This is a genomic window from Agromyces lapidis (assembly GCF_009749405.1).
Lineage (GTDB): Bacteria > Actinomycetota > Actinomycetes > Actinomycetales > Microbacteriaceae > Agromyces > Agromyces lapidis.
Genome location: NZ_WBIQ01000005.1, coordinates 221792 through 240587 on the forward strand (window position 1 = coordinate 221792; position 18796 = coordinate 240587).

21 protein-coding genes and 1 tRNA gene are annotated in these 18796 nt (G+C 70.3%); 4 read left to right on the forward strand and 18 right to left on the reverse strand.

Annotated features, from left to right (window positions below; all coding sequences use genetic code 11):
• Positions 1-6: 6 nt before the first annotated feature.
• Positions 7-663 (reverse strand): TetR/AcrR family transcriptional regulator, encoded by a 657-nt coding sequence (locus tag GQQ93_RS07980; protein ID WP_157423706.1) that lies wholly within the window; start codon positions 661-663, stop codon positions 7-9.
• A gap of 69 nt (positions 664-732) precedes the next feature.
• On the opposite strand from GQQ93_RS07980, the gene GQQ93_RS07985 reads away from it, so the two are divergent.
• Positions 733-1701 (forward strand): alpha/beta fold hydrolase, encoded by a 969-nt coding sequence (locus GQQ93_RS07985; RefSeq protein WP_157423707.1) that lies wholly within the window; start codon positions 733-735, stop codon positions 1699-1701.
• Positions 1702-1735: 34 nt separating this feature from the next.
• Here the strand turns inward: GQQ93_RS07985 and GQQ93_RS07990 are convergent, their stop codons facing one another.
• Both GQQ93_RS07990 and dcd read right to left on the reverse strand, forming a co-directional pair.
• Positions 1736-2266 carry a hypothetical protein gene (locus GQQ93_RS07990; protein WP_157423708.1) on the reverse strand — a complete coding sequence of 177 codons (531 nt, stop codon included), beginning with the start codon at positions 2264-2266 and terminating at the stop codon, positions 1736-1738.
• Positions 2267-2395: 129 nt separating this feature from the next.
• The gene (gene dcd, locus GQQ93_RS07995) at positions 2396-3001 is read right to left on the reverse strand and encodes a dCTP deaminase (protein WP_157423709.1); all 606 of its coding nucleotides are present in this window, start codon (positions 2999-3001) and stop codon (positions 2396-2398) included.
• A 169-nt stretch (positions 3002-3170) separates the two neighbouring features.
• On the opposite strand from dcd, the gene GQQ93_RS08000 reads away from it, so the two are divergent.
• Positions 3171-3241: transfer RNA gene (locus tag GQQ93_RS08000), tRNA-Gly, on the forward strand.
• A 15-nt stretch (positions 3242-3256) separates the two neighbouring features.
• On the opposite strand, the gene GQQ93_RS08005 is transcribed toward GQQ93_RS08000, so the two are convergent.
• The 5 genes from GQQ93_RS08005 to GQQ93_RS08025 all read right to left on the reverse strand — a co-directional run bounded on the left by GQQ93_RS08005 (position 3257) and on the right by GQQ93_RS08025 (position 7058).
• The gene (locus GQQ93_RS08005) at positions 3257-3730 is read right to left on the reverse strand and encodes a hypothetical protein (RefSeq protein WP_157423710.1); all 474 of its coding nucleotides are present in this window, start codon (positions 3728-3730) and stop codon (positions 3257-3259) included.
• Positions 3731-4045: 315 nt separating this feature from the next.
• Positions 4046-4795 (reverse strand): DsbA family protein, encoded by a 750-nt coding sequence (locus GQQ93_RS08010; protein ID WP_157423711.1) that lies wholly within the window; start codon positions 4793-4795, stop codon positions 4046-4048.
• A gap of 70 nt (positions 4796-4865) precedes the next feature.
• Positions 4866-5480 carry a DUF305 domain-containing protein gene (locus tag GQQ93_RS08015; RefSeq protein WP_157423712.1) on the reverse strand — a complete coding sequence of 205 codons (615 nt, stop codon included), beginning with the start codon at positions 5478-5480 and terminating at the stop codon, positions 4866-4868.
• A gap of 87 nt (positions 5481-5567) precedes the next feature.
• Positions 5568-6089, reverse strand: a complete 522-nt coding sequence (locus GQQ93_RS08020; RefSeq protein ID WP_157423713.1) for a hypothetical protein — start codon at positions 6087-6089, stop codon at positions 5568-5570.
• A 126-nt stretch (positions 6090-6215) separates the two neighbouring features.
• Positions 6216-7058, reverse strand: coding sequence for a class II glutamine amidotransferase (locus GQQ93_RS08025; RefSeq protein WP_157423714.1), 843 nt, complete (start codon positions 7056-7058; stop codon positions 6216-6218).
• Between the two features lie 107 nt (positions 7059-7165).
• Here GQQ93_RS08025 and GQQ93_RS08030 point away from each other — a divergent pair, with 107 nt between their 5' ends.
• On the forward strand, positions 7166-7747 hold the full coding sequence (locus tag GQQ93_RS08030; protein ID WP_157423715.1) for a YdeI/OmpD-associated family protein: 582 nt from the start codon (positions 7166-7168) through the stop codon (positions 7745-7747).
• A gap of 39 nt (positions 7748-7786) precedes the next feature.
• Here GQQ93_RS08030 and GQQ93_RS08035 read toward each other — a convergent pair whose 3' ends face one another.
• Together GQQ93_RS08035 and GQQ93_RS08040 are read right to left on the reverse strand one after the other, a co-directional pair.
• Positions 7787-9106, reverse strand: coding sequence for a serine hydrolase domain-containing protein (locus GQQ93_RS08035; protein WP_157423716.1), 1320 nt, complete (start codon positions 9104-9106; stop codon positions 7787-7789).
• Positions 9107-9304: 198 nt separating this feature from the next.
• The gene (locus GQQ93_RS08040) at positions 9305-10612 is read right to left on the reverse strand and encodes an ATP-dependent DNA helicase (protein ID WP_157423717.1); all 1308 of its coding nucleotides are present in this window, start codon (positions 10610-10612) and stop codon (positions 9305-9307) included.
• Between the two features lie 191 nt (positions 10613-10803).
• Here GQQ93_RS08040 and GQQ93_RS08045 point away from each other — a divergent pair, with 191 nt between their 5' ends.
• A complete protein-coding gene (locus GQQ93_RS08045; RefSeq protein WP_157423718.1) occupies positions 10804-11850 on the forward strand; it encodes a hypothetical protein in 1047 nt (348 codons plus the stop codon).
• A 140-nt stretch (positions 11851-11990) separates the two neighbouring features.
• On the opposite strand, the gene GQQ93_RS08050 is transcribed toward GQQ93_RS08045, so the two are convergent.
• The 8 genes from GQQ93_RS08050 to GQQ93_RS08085 all read right to left on the reverse strand — a co-directional run bounded on the left by GQQ93_RS08050 (position 11991) and on the right by GQQ93_RS08085 (position 18743).
• Positions 11991-13997, reverse strand: coding sequence for a bifunctional copper resistance protein CopD/cytochrome c oxidase assembly protein (locus tag GQQ93_RS08050; protein WP_212277283.1), 2007 nt, complete (start codon positions 13995-13997; stop codon positions 11991-11993).
• A 212-nt stretch (positions 13998-14209) separates the two neighbouring features.
• Positions 14210-14497 carry an HU family DNA-binding protein gene (locus tag GQQ93_RS08055; RefSeq protein ID WP_022889039.1) on the reverse strand — a complete coding sequence of 96 codons (288 nt, stop codon included), beginning with the start codon at positions 14495-14497 and terminating at the stop codon, positions 14210-14212.
• 268 nt (positions 14498-14765) lie between these two features.
• Positions 14766-15071 carry a 30S ribosomal protein S14 gene (gene rpsN, locus GQQ93_RS08060; protein ID WP_022889040.1) on the reverse strand — a complete coding sequence of 102 codons (306 nt, stop codon included), beginning with the start codon at positions 15069-15071 and terminating at the stop codon, positions 14766-14768.
• Between the two features lie 3 nt (positions 15072-15074).
• Positions 15075-15242, reverse strand: a complete 168-nt coding sequence (rpmG, locus tag GQQ93_RS08065; protein WP_157423719.1) for a 50S ribosomal protein L33 — start codon at positions 15240-15242, stop codon at positions 15075-15077.
• Positions 15242-15478, reverse strand: coding sequence for a 50S ribosomal protein L28 (gene rpmB / locus GQQ93_RS08070; protein WP_157423720.1), 237 nt, complete (start codon positions 15476-15478; stop codon positions 15242-15244). Before rpmB ends, rpmG begins: the two co-directional genes overlap by 1 nt.
• A 251-nt stretch (positions 15479-15729) precedes the next feature.
• The gene (locus tag GQQ93_RS08075; RefSeq protein WP_157423721.1) at positions 15730-16392 is read right to left on the reverse strand and encodes a hypothetical protein; all 663 of its coding nucleotides are present in this window, start codon (positions 16390-16392) and stop codon (positions 15730-15732) included.
• 23 nt (positions 16393-16415) lie between these two features.
• Positions 16416-17816 (reverse strand): pyridoxal-dependent decarboxylase, encoded by a 1401-nt coding sequence (locus tag GQQ93_RS08080; RefSeq protein WP_246192188.1) that lies wholly within the window; start codon positions 17814-17816, stop codon positions 16416-16418.
• A 33-nt stretch (positions 17817-17849) separates the two neighbouring features.
• Entirely contained in the window at positions 17850-18743 is an 894-nt protein-coding gene (locus GQQ93_RS08085; protein ID WP_157423722.1) for a glycine betaine ABC transporter substrate-binding protein, read from the reverse strand.
• Positions 18744-18796: the final 53 nt, after the last annotated feature.

Sequence of the window (18796 nt, forward strand, 5' to 3'; positions counted from 1 at the left end):
AGTCGGTCAGGCGAGCACTCGGTCGTCGACCTCGGCGAGCCGTTCGAGCACGGCCGGCTCCGCGCCCGCCGCGGCGAGGCGGGCGACCAGTGCGCGCCGCGCGTAGACGTACGGCTCGCTCGATCCGCTCATGACCGAGCGGGTGTTCGCCGCATCGAGCAGCGCGGTCGCCTCGAATGCGAACTGGGCGGGATCGCCCTCGAGTTCGCCTTGGGCGACGGCGTAGCCGTACGACGCCGCGAGGTAGCCGCTCCAGCTGTCGAGGGCTCGGGAGAGTGCGTCCCGTACCGGGCCCGGCTTGGCGTCGAACTCGGCCGCAGCGGCGGCGAAGAAGCATCCGCCGGGGAAGACGCGGTCCCGCGAATAGGCGATCCACCGGTCGACCAGGGCGACGATTCGCCGCACGCCCCGCGGTTCGACGCGCGCCGGCTCGATGACGACCCGCGTGAACCGCTCGGCGGCGGCGTCGACGGCGGCGAGCTGCAGCCGCTCCTTGCTGCCGAAGAGCGTCGCAACCCCGCTCTTCGACACCTCGGCCGCCTCGGCGAGCCGCCCGATCGAGAGCCCGTCGAGCCCCTCGACCGAGGCGAGGTCGACGGCGCGGTCGAGCACGAGTCGTCGTGAGGCGTCGCCTCGTGCGCGTCGGCCGTCGTGTTGCTCCATGTCTTGTATTTTACGCACGATCGTTCGTATAGTGTGAGTACGATCGTTCGTATTGTTTGAGGAGTCGAGATGTCCGCCCTTTCCACCGTCGCCGCAGGAGTCCGTCTGACCGGGGCGGTCTCGCCGCGCGCCGGTGGCGCGCTCGCCTATCCGCTCTTCATGCGCGTCGGCCCGCGAACGCCCGTCGCCCCGGCCGATCGCGCCACCCACGAGTCGGCCCGGCGCAGCTCCGTGCACATCCCCGGCCTGCGTCGCCGCGGCGTCGACGTGGTGAGCTACGAGTGGGGCTCGGGCGACGAGACCGTGCTGCTCGCCCACGGATGGCAGTCGCGCGCGAGCGTCTTCGCACCGCTCATCCGCGAGCTGCGCAGCGAGGGCTTCCGCATCGTCGCGTTCGACGGCCCGGCCAACGGCGGCTCACCGGGTCGTGGCACGTACCTCATCGATCACCTCGACGCGATGGAGGGACTGCAGCGCCGCCACGGCCGTTTCCATGCGGTCGTCGGTCACTCCTTCGGTGCGCTGGCAGCGCTCATGGCCGCGCACGACGGCCTCGACGCCCACCGGGTTGTCGCCATCGCCGGCGCGGCCGACCCGCGGACGTTCATCGAGGGATTCGGCGAGATGCTCCGCCTCGACCGCCCCACTCGCGACGCGCTTGCGGCGCGGTTCTCGGCGAAACTCTTCCCGGGCGGCGGCGACCCCTTCGAGCGGTACTCGGCGGCGAGGCATCCCCTTCGACCCGAGACCGCACTCCTGCTCGTCCACGACCGCGGCGACCGCCGCGTGCCGTACGCCGAGTCCGAGCGGCTGCTCGCCGTGAACCCCGGCGCCCGCCTGGTGCCGACCGAGGGTCTCGGGCACAACCGGGTGCTCCGCGCCGACGTGACGCTCGACGCCGTCGTCGACTTCCTCACCGCGTCGGACGCGGCGCTCGCAGGGTCGGCGGCCGCGGCCGCGGGCGCGGGCGCCGGCGCCGGCGCCACGGTCGGTGCCGACGCCGCGGAGCTCGCAACTCGAGTCGGCCCGCCGGCCTGAGCGACGCGGCGGGCATCAACCGGGTCGACGGCCGTCAGCGCACGCGGCCGTTGCCAGGGCCGTTTCCGCCCGAATGCCGGCCGAGCGGCTCGCCGGTCGGTCGGTCGGCGACCGGTCGGTCGGTGCTCGCCCCGTTCTCGTTCGCGCGTTCGCCGCTCGCAGTCGTGGTCGCGGTTGCATCGGCGACCCGGTTGCCCTCGGCAGCGACGTCGGGGTCGACGTGGTCGGCCTTCCTGAGGCGTTCGTCCGCCTCGGTGCGGAGTTCATCGGCCGCGGACTGCCGCTCGGCGCTCTCCTGGGCGAGCCGGTCGGCTTCGAGGCGAGCCTCGGCCGCCGCCGCTTCGGCCTGCTTCGCATCGGCCGCCGCCCGGGCGGCGTCGGCGTCGCGCTGACGCGCGGCCGCATCCGTCTCGGCTGCACTCTGCCGCAGCTCGGCCGCCTTGCGCCGACCGGCTTCGGCCTGCGCCTCCTGACGCCGCCGATTGGTGGCCATCACGACGATGACGATGATCGCGATGACCACGACGATTCCGACGACGATCCAGATGATGGTGCTCGTGTCCACGGTGATCGGCCTCCTCAGCTCGATCACCCCATCGAACCGCGGCGCGACGGCAGCGGCAACGCCTTGTGGATCGCGCTGATGTGCGGGATGATCCGGCGGCGCGGGCGCCCCGCGACAACCCGTCGGAGGCTATTCGCCCTTCGCGCCGGCGTCGGTGACGCTCACGTCGGAGCGGTGGAAGTTGTGGAACGAGCGCGAGGCCGTCGGCCCCCGCTGGCCCTGATAGCGGCTCGAGTAGTCGGCCGAACCGTACGGCTTCTCGGCGGGCGACGACAGCCGGAAGAAGCACATCTGCCCGATCTTCATGCCGGGCCACAGCTTGATCGGCAGCGTCGCGACGTTGCTGAGCTCGAGCGTGACGTGCCCCGTGAAGCCCGGGTCGATGAATCCCGCCGTCGAGTGCGTGAGCAGGCCGAGACGGCCGAGCGAGCTCTTGCCCTCGAGGCGCGCCGCGACGTCGTCAGGCAGGGTGACGGCCTCGAACGTCGAGGCGAGCACGAACTCGCCCGGGTGCAGGATGAACGCCTCGTCGGGCTTCACCTCGATGAGGTGGGTCAGCTCGGGCTGGTCTTCGGCCGGGTCGATGAAGGGGTACTTGTGGTTGTCGAACAGCCGGAAGTACCGGTCGAGCCGCACGTCGACGCTCGACGGCTGCAGCATCGACGGGTCGGAGGGCTCGAGCCTGATGCGCTGGAGGTCGAGTTCGGCCCTGATGTCACGATCCGAGAGAAGCACCCGCCCAGCCTACCGAGGGCTCCAGCCGGTCGAGGAGCGAAGCGTCTCGAGACCCACCAAGGCCGGTCGAGTAGCGAAGCGTCTCGAGACCCACTCGAGCCGGTCGAGTAGCGAAGCGTATCGAGACCCTTGCTACGATGGTCACCGCTGCACCCTCTGGATGCCGCATGCCGATGTAGTTCAATGGTAGAACTTCTGCTTCCCAAGCAGACAGCGCGGGTTCGATTCCCGTCATCGGCTCTGAACGAACCGGCGCTACTCGAGCTCGAGCGCGAACTCCGGCTCGAAACCGTCGAGCTTCACGATGACGGTCACCGGCCGCCCGTCGACCGTGGGCGGCAGCTCGAACACGTGCGTGGTCGCCGCCATGTCTGCCGTGCACGGGTCATTGGGCGACTGACCGAACTCGATCTGCACCTCGCGTGCGCCGAGCACCTCGAGCTCGCGCGCGACCGCCGGGCAACTGCTGCTGCCCATGGTGACCACGCCGAACTCGGTGTCACTCACCCAACCGACGACCGGTTCGCCGTCGAGCAGGTCGGGATCCGGCCCCGTCCACCCCTCGGGCATCCCTCTCACCACGCGCTCCGCCTGCGAGCCGTCGCCGAAGGGGCCGCCGCCCGGTGAGCGGGGTGCGCAGCCCGCCAAGACGAACAGCCCTGCGATCGCCAGGCCGGCCGCCGCCACCCGCGTCGCCCGTCGCCTGCCACCGCGATCCGATGTCCTCATGTCGTGATTGTGTCCTGACGAGGGTGTCCCTCGACAGCGGGGGTCGGTTCGTGACCGACTCGATGCGAACAGCCCGCCGCACGTCATGATCCGCCCCGCGTGCGTCTCCTCGACGGGAGGCAGCATGTTTTCGAAGATCAGCGCCGCGGTTCACGGGACGTTCGGCGGTCGCCGGCGCTCCGAAGAGGCCGACGCGCACGTTCCGAACGAGCGCGAGGAAGAGTTCTGGCGCCTCGTGCACGGCGGCCCGCCCCAGGACGGACCGCCTCGGCACGCGGACGCATCGCTCGCGTCAGGCGCGCTCGACGCCTGACGTCATCTGGACCCCGCCAGCGCCGCCTCGATCCCCGCCGCGAGGTCGTCGTAGGCCTCGAGCTGCAGCATCTCGTCGTTCACGAAGAAGGTCGGCGTCGACTGCACGCCGAGCGAGACGCCGTCGATGCGGTCGGACTCGACGCGCTCGAGCGTCGCGGGGTCGGCGACGGATGCGTCATACGCCTCGAGGTCGAGCCCGAGCTCCTCGGCGAACTCGCGGAAGAGTGGCGCCCGCGACTCGCGCTGCTCCCCCCATTCGGCCTGCGTCTCGAACAGCTTGGCGTACATCGGCTCGAACGCGCCCTGCTGGGCGGCGGCCTCTGCGGCGACGGCGGCATTGCGCGAGTTCAGGTGCCCGTCGAGCGGGAAGTAGCGCGTGACGAAGGTCACCTCGCCGGCATAGTCCTCGCGCAGCTGTTCGACGAGCGGGAAGAACGCCCCGCACGCCTCGCACTCGAAGTCGAGGAACTCGACGACGGTCACCCCGCTCGCTCCGGGTTCTCCGAGTACGTGGCTGTCGGCGCGCACGGTCGGGGCCGAGGCATCCGACGACGAAGACGACGACGACGACGAAGATGACGAGTCGCCGACCGCCGGCGGCGCCGTCTGCGGCCTGAGCAGGGCGAAGGCGAGCGCGACGATCGCGATGAACGCGGCGATGAGGGCGACGTTCGTCCAGACGATCCGCTTGCGGCGGGATGCCTCGGTGACGCTCCCGCTCGTCGGGGGCTTCGGGTCGGGCGTGGTCATGGGAGTGTTCTCCAAGTTCGGTGCGAGGTGAGGTCGGGTCTGCGCGGCGCGCGAGGGGTGCGGCGCGCCGCTATCCGCGCGGGCTCGCGCCGAGCAGCTCCTGCATCAGCGCGATCTCGTCGGACTGGGTGGCGACGATGCGTTCGGCCATCGCGACCGCATCGGGGTGCGCACCGTCGGCGATCTCGGCCTCGGCCATCGCGACGGCGCCCTCGTGGTGCACGATCATCTGCTCGAGGTAGAGCCGCTCGGCCTCGGCGCCGGCAGCCGCTTCGAGCGCGGCGAGATCGTCCTCGCTCATCATGCCGTCGCCGTGATCCATGCCGCCCATGCCGACCTCCTCCTGGCCCCACTCGGCGAGCCAGTCGCGCAGCTGGTCGATCTCGGGCTGCTGGGCCGCCATGACGCCCTCGGCGAGCGCGCGCACCGGCTCGCCGAGCTCGGGCTCGGCGAGCAGCAGCTCGCTCATCTCGACGGCCTGCTCGTGGTGCGGGATCATCATCGTCGCGAAAGCGACATCGGCGCCGTTCGCCCCGGCCGCCGACGCGGCCGAGTCGGTCGCGGGCGTCGAGGCCCCCTCGCCGTGGTCCATGCCCGCCATCGAGGTGTCGGCGCAGCCGGCGAGGGCGAGGGCGGTGGCCGCCGCCGCGGCGGCCGTGATCAGGAGCTTTCGTGCAGTTCGCATCAGTGTTCTTCCGTTCGTCGGGGTCGATCAGGTGACTCCCCGCGGGCATGGCGAAGCCACGCCCGCGGGGTGGGCGCCGGGTTCGGCCTAGGTCCGGCTGATGGAGAGAACGGTGAGATCGGGTCGATGCAGGTGCAGCGGGATGACCCGGAGGAAGGTCGTGACGCGCGCGGCGCCGCGGTCGAGCAGTCGACGGAACACGGCCGGCCCGCCGGCGATGAGCGCGAACGCGATGAGCACGAGCAGCATCACGCAGCCCACCACCATGAGCGCGCAGTCGCGCAGCGCACTCATGCAGTCCTCGTCGCAGGCGACGGCACCGCCGACCGGGGCGATGAGAGCCGGGATCTCGGGATGCTCCGCCGTCGACGCAGAGACGAGAGAGGCATGCGAGGCATGCGTCTCGACCTCGTCACCGGCGCTCGTGGCGGGCGCGGCATGCGGCCCGTGCGAGACCGCTGCGGCGGTGCCGTGCTCGGCGACCGACCCGGCGGTGTGCATCGCGAGCAGGCCTACGAGCACTGCGGCCACGCCGAGCAGTGCGACGACGGCGCGACGCACGGCGCCGATGCGGGAACGGCCGGATGCGCGGGCCGTGCTCGACGACATCGCACCTCCTGGCAGGTCACTCGCTGGTCGCGCGGCAGTACCGCGGACGAATACCCCCCGAGCGTACTCCAGCTCCCTCGACTGCGGGCTGGGAATCCCCCGGATGCCAGGCCCGCGCCGCCCGCGCTACTCGGCGTTCGCGAGGAAGGGCTCGTGCCGGTACTGGCCCTGCTCGAGGATCGCGACCGTCGCCTCGGGCACCTCGACGAAGGCGCCCGGCAGATCGCTGAGCGGCTCCGACACGATGACCCGCGCGTTCTTTCCGAACCCCCGCAGCCGCGCCTGCTCGGGATACATCTCCTGCAGCGTCGCCATGGCGATCGAGTGGAACAGTGTTCGCGTCCGCCCCTGCGAGGAGTAGCGGAACGCCCAGACCATCGCACCGTCGGAGACCGCGACCGTGCCCTGCATCGGGAACTCCACGCCGTGCGCGTGACCGACCTCCTCGACCTTGCGGATCGCCGCAGCCATGCCCGCGACCGGATCGTCGCGGAGGCCCAGGGTGAGCGCGAGGTAGAAGAGCACCTCGGAGTCGGTCGTGCCCCGGATGAGCGGGTAGAACTCGGGGGCCACGGCGAGCGCGAGGTCGCGCCGCACGAGGTTCATGCCGGCGAGGCTGCCGTTGTGCATGAACAACCAGTTCTCGTGACGGAACGGATGGCAGTTCGTCTGCTGGATGGGCGGCCCGGCCGCCGCGCGCACGTGCGCGAAGAAGAGCGGGCTCTCGATCGCGTGCGTGATCTCGCGCAGGTTCTCGTCGTGCCAGGCCGGTTCGATGCTGTGGAAGAACGCCGGAGGAGTTCCGTCCACGGCATCCTTCGGATACCAGCCGACGCCGAAACCGTCGCCGTTGACCGTCTCGGCGCCGAGCGGAGAGTTCAGCGATTGCGCGACGAGCGAGTTCTGCGTGTCGAGGATGAGTTTGGACAGTTGGATCGGCTCACCCGAATACGCCAGCCAGCGACACATGGTGCTCCCTCCCCAGGAGGTTACGGATGCCTCTGGGTCGAGAGTACGCCGATTCGCCGCCGCACGGCAGGGCTGTCCAGAGGTCCGTCGTTCGCTAGCCTGTCGGCATGGCCGACGGCGACGCACCCGAGTACTTCCAGCCCGAGTCCCGCGAGGCGTGGCGCGCGTGGCTGCTCGCACACCACGCACGGGCCGAGGGCGTCTGGTTCGTCTCCTGGCGCACGGCCACGGGGCGACCGCGCATCCCCTACGAGGACGCCGTGATGGAGGCGCTCGCCGTCGGCTGGATCGACGGCCAGGCGAAGACCCTCGACGACGAACGGCACGGCCAGTGGTTCGCCCCGCGCAAGCCGCGCAGCCCGTGGGCGGCGACCAACAAGGCGCGCGTCGAGCTCATCGAGGCCGAGGGCTACATGCAGCCCGCCGGTCGCGCCGCGATCGAGGCCGCCAAGGCGAACGGCATGTGGAGCGTGTTCGACGACGCCGACCGGCTCATCGAGCCCCAGGAGCTGACCGCCCTCCTCGACGCCCACCCCGCCACTCGGGCCAACTGGCAGTCGTTCCCGGCATCGGTGCGGCGCTGGGCGCTCTCGCAGATCGCCCTCGCGCAGCGACCCGAGACGCGAACCAAGCGGATCGAGGAGATCGCCCGCAAGACCGCAGCCGGCGAGCGCCCCGGCCCGCGCTGACGGTCTGGCATCCACGGCGCCGGATCACCCGGCTCCGGCCTATCCCTCGGCCGGCTCCTCGCCCGCGGGCTCCGCTCCCTCGGGGGTGATCGGGCAGACCGCGAGCTCCTGCATCTTCGTCGTCGCCTGCTCGAGCGACCACGGCAGCTCCACGAGCGGCTGCTCGCGACCGTCGAACGCTTTCGCCTTCGACCCGATCGAGGCGAGGGCGAACGCCGTCTCGCGCACGAACGCCGCGCCGGAGGTCGAGTTGTTGAGCGCGACGACGACCGTGAGGCCGGTCTCGGGATCGGTGAAGGCGGCGGTCAGCGAGCCGGCCGACTCGCCGGCGGTGCCGCGCATCGGGCCGTACTGCGCGCCACCGAGGCCGAACTGCTCCCAGACCGGCGCGTCTCCCCCGAGGTGCTCGGTCGTCCAGAGCTCGCGGGCGCTGCGCTCCCCCACGAGCGCGCCCGTTGCGAAGGCCTCGCTCAGCCTCCGGGCGTCGTCGAGGTCGGAGATCGCGCCCGCCGCAGCGGCGCCGATCGAACTCGACTGGGCGGAATCGTCATGGACCACCGTGCAGTCGGTCTTGCCGTCGCCGCCGGTTCCCGCCGCATAGGCGCCGAGCGCGCCCTCGTGGCCGGTGTCGGCGGGCGCCGGGATCTCGGTGTCGTCGAGGCCCAGGGGCTCGAGCACGTACTCCTCGGCGAGTTGGTTCCAATCGCGGCCGGTCGCCTCCTCCAGGGCGCGGGCGAGCAGCAGCACACCCGTGCGCGAGTAGGACCAGGCTTCGCCGGGCTGGCCCGTGCGCGTGGTCGCGAGGCCGCCGGCGAGAAGCTCGTTCGGCGACCAGACGCGCTCGGGGTTCGCGACGAAATGCGCCTCGAGCGCCGGGTAGTAGTCGGCGATGCCGGAGGTGTGGCGGCACAACTGCTCGAGAGTGATGCCGTCGAGTCCCGGCACCCTGTCGACGTATTCTGCGACGGAATCGTCGAGCGCGACGGTGCCCGCATCGACGAGCTCAAGGAGGATGAGGCACGTGATCTCGGAGGTCACCGTCGTGAGGTGGAACTCGGTCTCGTCGGTCACCGGGCGGGACTTCTCGCGGAAGTCGACGGTGCCGGATGCCCCGGTCCAGCCGCCGGCCCACGGCGCCCACACTCCGGCGACGCCGCCGCTCGATCCGCTGAGCGCGATGGCCTGTTCGAGCACCTGGTCGAGCTGCTCCACGACCTCGTCCCCGTACGCGGCATCGACGGGATCGAATCGGCTCGCCGGGTCGACGGTCCCCCCGGTGCATCCGGCGAGCGCGAGCACGGCGATGATCGCCGCGAGTGCCGAAGCTGCTCGCCGCCTGCCCCCAGAACGGTCAGCCACCGTGCCCCCTCAGCCGTGTGTCCGCTGAAATTGTAACCCGCGATGCGGGATTCACCCGGCCGGCAGGCGGCGACGGAGCAGCGGAGACGCCCCCTCAGATGGTTAATGTCCGGACGCGCCCGAAAGGTTCCCGAATCATCGGCCCGCGCGCGCCGCAGCCCGACCGCCCGCCGGCCGGGGTCGCGAGGAGGCGGGCGCTCAGCGGGCGGCGGTGCCGATCTCGCGGGCGGCACCCGCCATGAAGCGCTCGACGTTGCGGTCGACGATGATGTCGCTCGGCCGCAGCGGCCGCTGCAGGTAGAGCCCCTCGAGCGAGGTGAGCCGACTCAACGCCACGTACGTCTGCCCGGGACTGAACACGCGCGGCCCGAGGTCGACGATCGCGGTGTCGTAGCTCGCGCCCTGAGACTTGTGGATCGTCACCGCCCAGGCGAGCCGGAGCGGGAACTGGGTGAACTCGGCGACGATCTCCTTCTCGAGCTTCTTGCGCGCCGCGTGCCAGGTGTAGCGGTACTTCTCCCAGGTGACGGGTTCGATCTCGTGCTCCTCGCCGTCGATCTCCACCCGCACCTCGCGCTTCAACGAGGTGATCGTGCCGATCGTGCCGTTCACCCAGCGCTGCCCGTCGGGCCCGATCGCCGTGTCGTTGCGGAGGAACATCACCTGCGCCCCGACCTTGAGCTCGAGCCGCTCGTCGGCCGGGAACGCCCGCCCGCCGAAGTCGCCGTTCACCTCGGCCGCGTTCGCCTTCGACTTGCCGGGCAGGCGCGCCAACTGCGTCGCGTTGATGCGGTTGACGGTGCTGTTCGTGGTCGCGAGCGTGATCGCACCCTGCTCGGGCAGCGGGCGCCTGGCGCCCACCCCGTTGAGCACGCCCGCCATCTCGGCCGTCACCCGCCCGTGCCGCACGGCGTTCAGCAGCTGCTTGAACTGGTCGTCGTGCTGGCGGTGGATCTCGCCGAGCTCGAAGATCTTGAGGTCGGCCTCGCGCCAGACCTTCGCGTCGAAGAACCACATCGAGTCGTAGGTGTCGGCGAAGTAGGCGCGCTCGTCGGCGTCGCCCGGTACGGGTGCGAGCTGGTACGGGTCGCCGAAGAGCACCACCTGGGCGCCGCCGAACGGCTCGAGCGGGCGCTGCCTCGCCTGCCGGAGCGAGCGGTCCATCGCGTCCATCAGGTCGGCGTTCACCATCGAGACCTCGTCGATGACGAGGGTGTCCATCGCGTTCAGGATCTTGCGGACCGCGTCGTTCTGGTCGATGTCGTGATCGGCGATGACGCCGATCGGCAGGCGGAAGAGCGAGTGGATGGTCTGCCCGCCGACGTTCAGCGCCGCGACCCCGGTCGGCGCGCAGATCACGATCTGCTTCTTCGTCTGCCAGTTGAGGTGGTTCAGCAGCGTCGACTTGCCGGTGCCCGCGCGACCCGTCACGAAGACGTGCTCGCGGGTCTCCTCGATCGCCTGGAACACCGCGGCCTGTTCGCGGGAGAGGGTCACGTTCTGCACGGCGGTCTTTCGATGGGCGGATGTCTCGGGGCCGGCGCCGCACCTGGGTGGGCGCCGCGCGGCGGCGCTCCCACTGTAACCGCGTACGGGGGCGACCCGGGGCCGCGGCGCCGACTCCGTGGCATCCGAGACGCCCGTACCGGCTGTGGAGATCCTCAGCTTCCCGCCGTCGCGAAACATAGACTGTGCGGGTGGGGAACGCAGGCGAGGTGCAGAGGCGGGTCTCGCTGCTGGCCGTCGCCGGGTGGGCCGGGCTCGCCACGCTCCTCATCGCCGCCTTCCTCGCCGCGCTCGGCGGGCTGAACCAGTCGATCTACGGCGCATCGAGCTTCGTGAAGGGCTACCTCGAGGCCATCGCCGACGACGACATCGCGACCGCGTCGACGACGCCAGGGGTCGCGCTCGACGACGCCACCCTCGAGGAGCTCGGGCTGCCCGCCGACATCTCGACGGCGATGCTGCGCTCGGGCGTCGTCGCGTCGGCGCCCGAAGACATCAGCATCGTCGACGACGTCACGCACTCCGACGGCAGCCACTCGGTGACGGCGAGCTACCGCCTCGGCACCGAGATCGCCGAATCGACCTTCGAGGTGCGCCCCATCGAGGCGCTCTACGGCGTGCTCGCCCGGTGGCAGTTCTCCGACAGCCCGCTCGCCGTGATCGACGTCACCGCGGCGCACAACCCGCTCTTCACCGTCGGCTCACTGACCCTCGACACCCGCGCGACGAAGACCGGCGACGAGCTCGCCGCGTTCACGCAGGTCGCCCCGTACCTCGCGATCGCCCCGGCGGTGTACGAGTTCTCGTACGACTCGCCGCTGCTCGCCGCCCCGCACGTCACCGTGCCGGCGAGCGCCGCCGAGCAGGTCGCCGTCACCGTCGACGCCCAGCCGACTCCGGCGTTCGTCGAACGCGTGCAGACGAAGGTCGACGAGTACCTCGCCGCGTGCGCCGCGCAGCCCGTGCTGCAACCGGCCGACTGCCCCTTCGGCATCGAGATCGACGACCGGGTCACGAGCGAACCCGTGTGGACCATCGTGACGACCCCCCAGGTGACCCTGACCGCCGGCGAGGACTCGTTCGACATGCCGCCCACCGAAGGCGTCGCGCACATCTCGGTCGAACTGCAGGATCTCTTCGACGGCCACTACTACACCCGTGAAGAAGACCGCCCGTTCACGCTGGCGCTCGCCGCGACGATCCGCCCCGACGGCTCGATCGCCATCCAGCTGCAGTAGGCATCCGCACCCTGCTGCTCAGCTCTGCTGCTCAGCTCTGCTGCTTGTGCAGGAATTTGGGCGCCATGGTGCCCTGGGAGCCGGGATAGGGCCCATTTTCCTGCAGAAGCAGCGTGAACGGTCGGGATGCCGCGGGTGGATCAGCGTTCGCTGTCGCGCGCGGCGATCGCGGCGAGCCGGGCGTTGTACTCCTCGAGCTCGGCGTCACCGGTGCGGTCGGCATGGCGATCGCGGCGCTTCGACTCCTTCTCGTCGCTGCGCGACCACTGGAACGCGACGGTGATCGCGAGCGCCACGGTGGGGATCTCACCGATCGACCAGGCGATGCCGCCGCCGAGCTGCTGGTCGGCGAGCGCGTCGGTGCCCCAGCCCATCGCGCCGTACCAGTCGGCGAGCAGCAGCCCCGTGCCGGTCATGATCGCGAGGCCGAAGAACGCGTGGAACGCCATCGTGCCGAGCAGCAGCAGCAGCCGGAACGGGTACGGCAGGCGGTACGGCACCGGGTCGATCCCGATGAGCGACTGCACGAACAGGTAGCCCGTGATGAGGAAGTGCACGATCATCCACTCGTGGCCGATGTGGTCGAACATCGTCCAGCGGAAGAGCGGCGAGTAGTAGAACACCCAGAGCGAGCCGGCGAAGAGCACGGCGGCGACGATCGGGTTCGCGATGATGCCGGCGAACTTCGAGTGCACCGCGAGCATGATCCACTCGCGCCCGCCGCGGCTGCCGTCTTTGCGCGGCCTGATCGCCCGGGCTGCGAGCGTGACCGGTGCACCCGGCACGAGCAGCACGGGCACCGCCATGGTCAGCACCATGTGCGCGAGCATGTGCGCCGAGAACAGGTACTGCTCGTAGACGTTCACGCCGCCGTTGGTGACGTAGGCGAGCAGCAGCAGGCCCGACACCCAGAGCACCGTGCGGTAGACGGGCCACTTGTCGCCGCGCTTGCGGAGACGGCGGGCACCGGCGAGGTAGAAGAAGATGCCGAAGCCGCAGGCGAGCAGCCAGATGAGGTCGGGGTTCCACTCGGTGAAGTAGCGGAACGTCTCGGGCCACGGCGGCAGCGGCTCGCCCGTGAGGATCTCGGCGGGCGTGCGCGCGAGCTCCCCCGCCTCCTCGGAGACCGGGGTCGCCGTGCGTGCGAGCGCCGCCGCGACGCCCGAGGCGAGCCCCATGAACGCGAGCTCCGCGACGACGAGCCACCAGAAGTAGGTCTTCGCCGGTCGAGGAGCGCCCGACGAAGGAGAACGCGACTCGAGACCCGCACCCCGCGACATCCGCCCGATCAGCCACCGCCGCTGCGCGGCGCCGAACAGCCCGAGCGCGATCAGCGCCGCGACCTTCACGACGACGAGCGCGCCGTACGGCGTCGCGAGCTGGTCGAGGGTGCCGATGCGCAGGGCCGCGCTCGCGTACCCCGAGACCGCGACGACGATGAAGCAGATGAGCGCGACCGTCGAGTAGCGGGCGAGCACGACCGGCAGCCGCTTCGCGCCGAGCTCGCGCTGCAGCAGCACGATCGTGACGAGGCCGCCGAGCCAGACGGCCGCGAAGACGAGGTGCAGGCCGAGCCCGGTGACGGCGGCGGCGTGGCCCGCGGCGCCGGCCGCGTGGCCCTGCTGCGCCATCGGCACGAGCGAGGCGACCGCGAGCACCGTCACGAACACGAGCGCCGTGTGGTTGCGCACCGCGAAGCAGAGCACCGTGACGGCGGCCGCGACGAGCGTCGTGATGAGCCACGACTGCCCGAGCTCGATCGTCGTGACGAACTGGCCGAGCTTCTGCCCGAACGCGTCGCTGAGATCGAACGGCACCGCCGTGACGAGGATGAAGGTGAACAGCCCGGTCGCGGCGCTCGCGACCGTCATCACCGCGGCCGAGGCGGCGGCGACGTCGAGAGCGAGGTCGAACTCGCGCTTCTTCGGGCTCAGCGCCCAGACGGCGAGCACGAGTGCGCCGATCATGCCGGCGGCGCCGAGGTTCACGAAGAGCTTCGACACAGGCACGCCGTAGCGGGCCAGCGGCCCCGGGTCCTGGATCAGCTGTTCGGCGGCGCCCCCGCCGAACGAGAGTGCGGCGAAGGTCGCCAGAAGGGCGACGGCGGTGAGCACGGCAGGACCGAGCACTCGGACGGAGCGGGGCACCGAACCAGCCTAGACGGCACAGGCTGGATGCCTCGTGGGCGCCCTCGCGCACGGGGCACTCCGCAGCATCCCCATCGCGTTTCAGGAATTCGCACGCACGTCAGGTCGACTCCGCCCGAATCGTCCTGATCAGCGTGCGTTGTCCTGAATCCCTCGCAGGAACGGCGAAGGGGCGCACGGCTCGCGCCGCACGCCCCTTCGGAAGACTCTGGTTACTTGGCAGCAGCCTTGAGCTTCGAACCGGCCGAGACCTTGACCGAGTAGCCGGCCGGGATCTCGATGGTGGCACCCGTCTGCGGGTTGCGGCCGGTGCGCGCAGCGCGGTGCGTGCGCTCGACGGCGAGCCAGCCCGGGATGGAGACCTTGGTGCCCGAGCCCACGGACTCGGCGAGCGCCTCGAACAGACCGCCGAGCACGGCGTCGACGGTGGCCTGGCTCTGGCCGGTCGACGCAGCGATCTTCGCGACGAGCTCGGTCTTGTTCAGCGACTTGTCAGCCATTGAATGTCCTCCTCGGACGTTCGCTGTATGTACAGCACTTTGTTGAAGATTCGGGAACGAGCTTGCGCCGCCCCCGTGGCCGTTGAGGCCGCCTCGAATGTAACAGAGATCCGCGGAATCTCGCGGATTTCCGGGCCTTTCGCGCACCTTGCCCCGGCGTGTCGCGCGTCGGGAGACCCCGAAACGGGCCGCAAGCGGCCAGGAGACGGCGAAAGGGGCGCCCCGGAGTGATCCGGGGCGCCCCTCTCGTGAAGCGTGAAGCTACTGCTTACCAGCTCGACTTGGTGATGCCGGGCAGTTCGCCACGGTGCGCCATGTCGCGGAAGCGGACACGCGAGACACCGAACTTCGTGAGCACGCCACGGGGGCGGCCGTCGATGGCGTCGCGCGAACGCACGCGGATGGGCGAGGCGTTGCGGGGCAGCTTCTGCAGGCCCACGCGAGCGGCCTCGCGGCTCTCGTCGGTGCCGTTCGGGTCGACGAGCGCCTTCTTCAGCTCGAGACGCTTCTCGGCGTAGCGGTCGACGATCACCTTGCGCTGCTCGTTGCGAGCGATCTTGCTCTTCTTCGCCATGATTTAGCGCTCCTCTCGGAAGTCGACGTGCTTGCGGATCACCGGGTCGTACTTCTTGAGCACGAGACGGTCGGGGTTGTTGCGACGGTTCTTGCGGGTCACGTAGGTGAACCCGGTGCCGGCCGTCGAACGGAGCTTGATGATGGGACGGACGTCCTGCTGCTTCGCCATTAGAACTTCACCCCACGAGCCTGCATGTCACGAACGACCGCCTCGATGCCGCGAGCATCGATGACCTTGATGCCCTTGGCGGACACGTTGATCGTGATGTTGCGACGGAGCGACGGAACGAAGTACGTCTTCTTCTGCACGTTCGGGTCGAAGCGGCGCTTCGTCCGGCGGTGCGAGTGCGAGATGTTGTGCCCGAAGCCGGGAACGGCTCCAGTCACCTGGCACACTGCTGCCATTGGTTTCCTCCAATACCGAGGGGCGGATGCCCCTCCCAAGGTCTCTTGTCTGCTGACGTTCCCACGCCGAATCCCGCGATTTCTCGCGGAGCAACGAAGGGGATTGTCGCGGTCTGGGCAGTGGATGTACCCAGCCAACGAGCCAGTTTAGCAGAGTGGCCGGTCGCAGCCGAATCGAGCGGATGCCGCGAGTGGAGGCCGCTCGGTCGACTCCCCCGGCCGACGGCGGCCCCGAGACATCCGAACCGGACTCAGGTGGCCGACGCCGACGCCGACGCCCGCTGCTCGCGGAGCACCGACCGCCGCGAGAGCACCGCCGCGACGAAGAAGCAGGCCGCGCCGATCACCGTGCCGAGGTTCGCCCACTGCTCGCTCAGGAGTTCGCCGGAGCTGCTCACCGGGTATGCGCCGATCGCCGAGACGCCGAAGGCGATCGAGCCGAGCAGATTCAGTCCGGTCCCGTGCCAGGTGCGTGCGTCGCGGTCCCACAGCGCGCCACGATCCTTCGTCGCGATGACCGCAAGCGCGCTCGAGACGAGGAAGGCGATCGAGCCGAACGCGTCGGGCCGCCAGCCCGCGCCGACGGAGTCCGGCTCCCGGATCGCGGCGACGAGCGCCTGCGCGGTGCTCACGTTGAAGAACAGGGTGCCGGCGAACTGCACGGCCGCGGCGAACCAGTCGGCCCGGTCGACCGGGTTCATGCCCTTCCTCGGCGGGCGGCGCCCGCTCAGGCTGAGCTGGATGAACCCGGCGGTCGTGAACAGCAGCGACCCGATGAAGAAGGTCGCACCGACCCCGATCGCGCCCGCCCACGCCGCGTAGGCGGGCAGCGGCCCGACGAAGAAGCAGATCGAGCCGAGCGCGAAGCCCCACGCCTCACGGCGCAGCCGACGATCGGCGACCGGTTCCGACATCCGCTTCCCTTCTCGGCTGGAGACTAGTGGTGGAACCCGGGCCGGGCGCCCTCTGCCGGCATCGGCGTCTCGAGCGCGTCGAGGTACTCCGTCTCGGATCGGATGTCGCGGAGCAGATCTTCGGCGAGATCCATGCTGAGCCCGTTGCGCACCACGATGCGTTGCACGATGCGATCGCTCAGGTCATCGGGCATGGGGTAGGCGGGAACGAGCCACCCCTTCTGCCGGAGGCGGTCCTGCAGGTGGAAGAGGTTCCACTTGTCGGTGTGGCCCGCCTTCAGCCGCCAGGCGAAGACCGGGATGTCGCTGCCGTCGCTCACGAGCTCGAAGGCATCGATCTCGGAGATGGCCTTCGAGAGATACAGCGCGACGTCCTGCGAGGCCTGCTGCACCGCCGTGTAGCCGGCGACGCCGAGTCGCAGGAAGAGGAAGTACTGCAGCAGCACCTGCGCCCCCGGCCGCGAGAAGTTGAGGGCGAGCGTCGGCATCGAGCCGCCGAGATAGCTCACGCGGAAGACGAGTTCCTCCGGAAGGACCTCCTCGCTGCGCCAGACGACCCAGCCGAGACCCGGGTAGACGAGGCCGTACTTGTGGCCCGAGGTGTTGATCGAGACCACGCGCGGCAGCCGGAAGTCCCACTCGAGCTCGGGCTGCAGCACCTTCCAATGGGAGCGCGCGCGGTGATCGACTACGTGATCGAGCTCGACGACGACGTCTGGATCGGCGTCCCGCCCGGCTTCCCCTACGCGCAATGGGACGACGCGGCCTCGTGGGCGGCCGACCTCGCCGCGGCGACCGTGCCCGACGTCGCCGAACGGCGCGCGCGCTTCGAGGCCGCCGCGCTCGACGTGGCGGGCGTTCACCCGCCCGGCGTCGACCACGTGCTGTGGTTCGCCCCGACCGACGGCAGCACGATGGGCATCGCGTTCCTCACGGTCGCCGATGCGGCCGGCGAGACGGTCGACCTCGAAGCACTCGCCAGGCACGAGCTCGACTCGCAGACGCCTCCGCAGTTGACGCGGCATCCCTCGCAGGTGTTCGGCACCGTCGTGCAGTCGGCGACGACGATCCGGCTCGCCGACGTCGCCACCGGCGGCGACGGTGCAGACCGACTCGGCCCCGAGGCGGGAAACGTCTCCGGGGTCGCGGGAAGCATCCGTACCGTCGCCGCCGCGCACGACGCCGTCTTCATGCTCAACGCCGTCGATGAAGATCTGACGACCCTCGGCATCATTCAGCCCGAGTTGGTCGCCCTCTTCGAGCGGATCCGCCTGCTCGACGGCCCCGACGAGATCGCGAGCGCGGTGCGTCGGCTCATGGGGCGACGACTGAGCGCAGGGCGTCCGCGAGCGCGAGAAGCCCTCGCGCGCCTGCAGCCGAGACGCAGCGACGGCGGGTGCCGGAGGCCACGAGGCATCCGTCACCCGCCGTCTGCGAACCCGCGGCGGTCCGCTCTCCTACTCGGTGAGCGAGTCCACGTACTCCCGGTTCTCGTCGATCCAGGCCTCGACGACGGGGCCGTAGTCATCGGTGTCGGCCTCGTTGAACATCGCGTTCTCGAGAGAGAAGAGCAGCTCGGAGTCCATCTCGAAGTCGGCGAGCCACATCGCGAGGGTCGGGAAGCGCTCCGCGAACGTCTTGCCGCCGAATGCGTGGATGCCCTCGGCGTCGCCGAGCGCGCCCTCGGGGTCGGCGAGGTCCTTGAGCGGGAACGCGTCGTACGCCCAGTGCGGGCGCCACAGCGTGACCGCGATGTTCTCGCCGTTCTTCGTCGCCGCCGTCAGCTCGGAGAGCATCGCCGGGGTGGAGCTCGTGAGGTACTCCATGCCCTCGAGGCCGTAGCTCGGGATGACCTCCTCCGTCGTCACGCGGTTGAGGCCCGAGCCGGGCTCGATGCCGACGAGCTTGTTGCCGAAGGCGTCGGCGTTCGCGGCCAGCTCGTCGAGCGAGTCGATCGGGGCGTCCTCGTTCACGGCGATCGTGAGCTTCGCGTCCTCGTTCCACGCTCCGAGGTCGACGAGGTCGTCGCCGTACTGCTCGATGTAGTCGGCGTGCGTGATCGGCAGCCAGGTGTCGAGCGTGACGTCGTAGTCGTCGGTCGTGAGGCCCGAGTAGACGGGTGCGGGGTCGGCGTACTCGAGGGTCACATCGTAGCCCTGCTCGGTGAGCACGGCCTTCCAGAGTTCGCTCGCGGCGATGCCCTCGTCCCAGCCGTTGAACACGGCGATCGTGAGGTCCTTCTGGTCGCCGTTGTCGAGCGTCTCGGCACCGGCGCCGGCGGCGCAGCCGCCGAGTGCGAGTACCGAGACCGTGCCGAGTGCGAGTGCTCCGGTGAGCGTGCGCTTCTTCATGTGTTCCTTTCCTCCCGTGTGCTGTGGCACGGGTGTTGGGGAGCGCCGCGCGA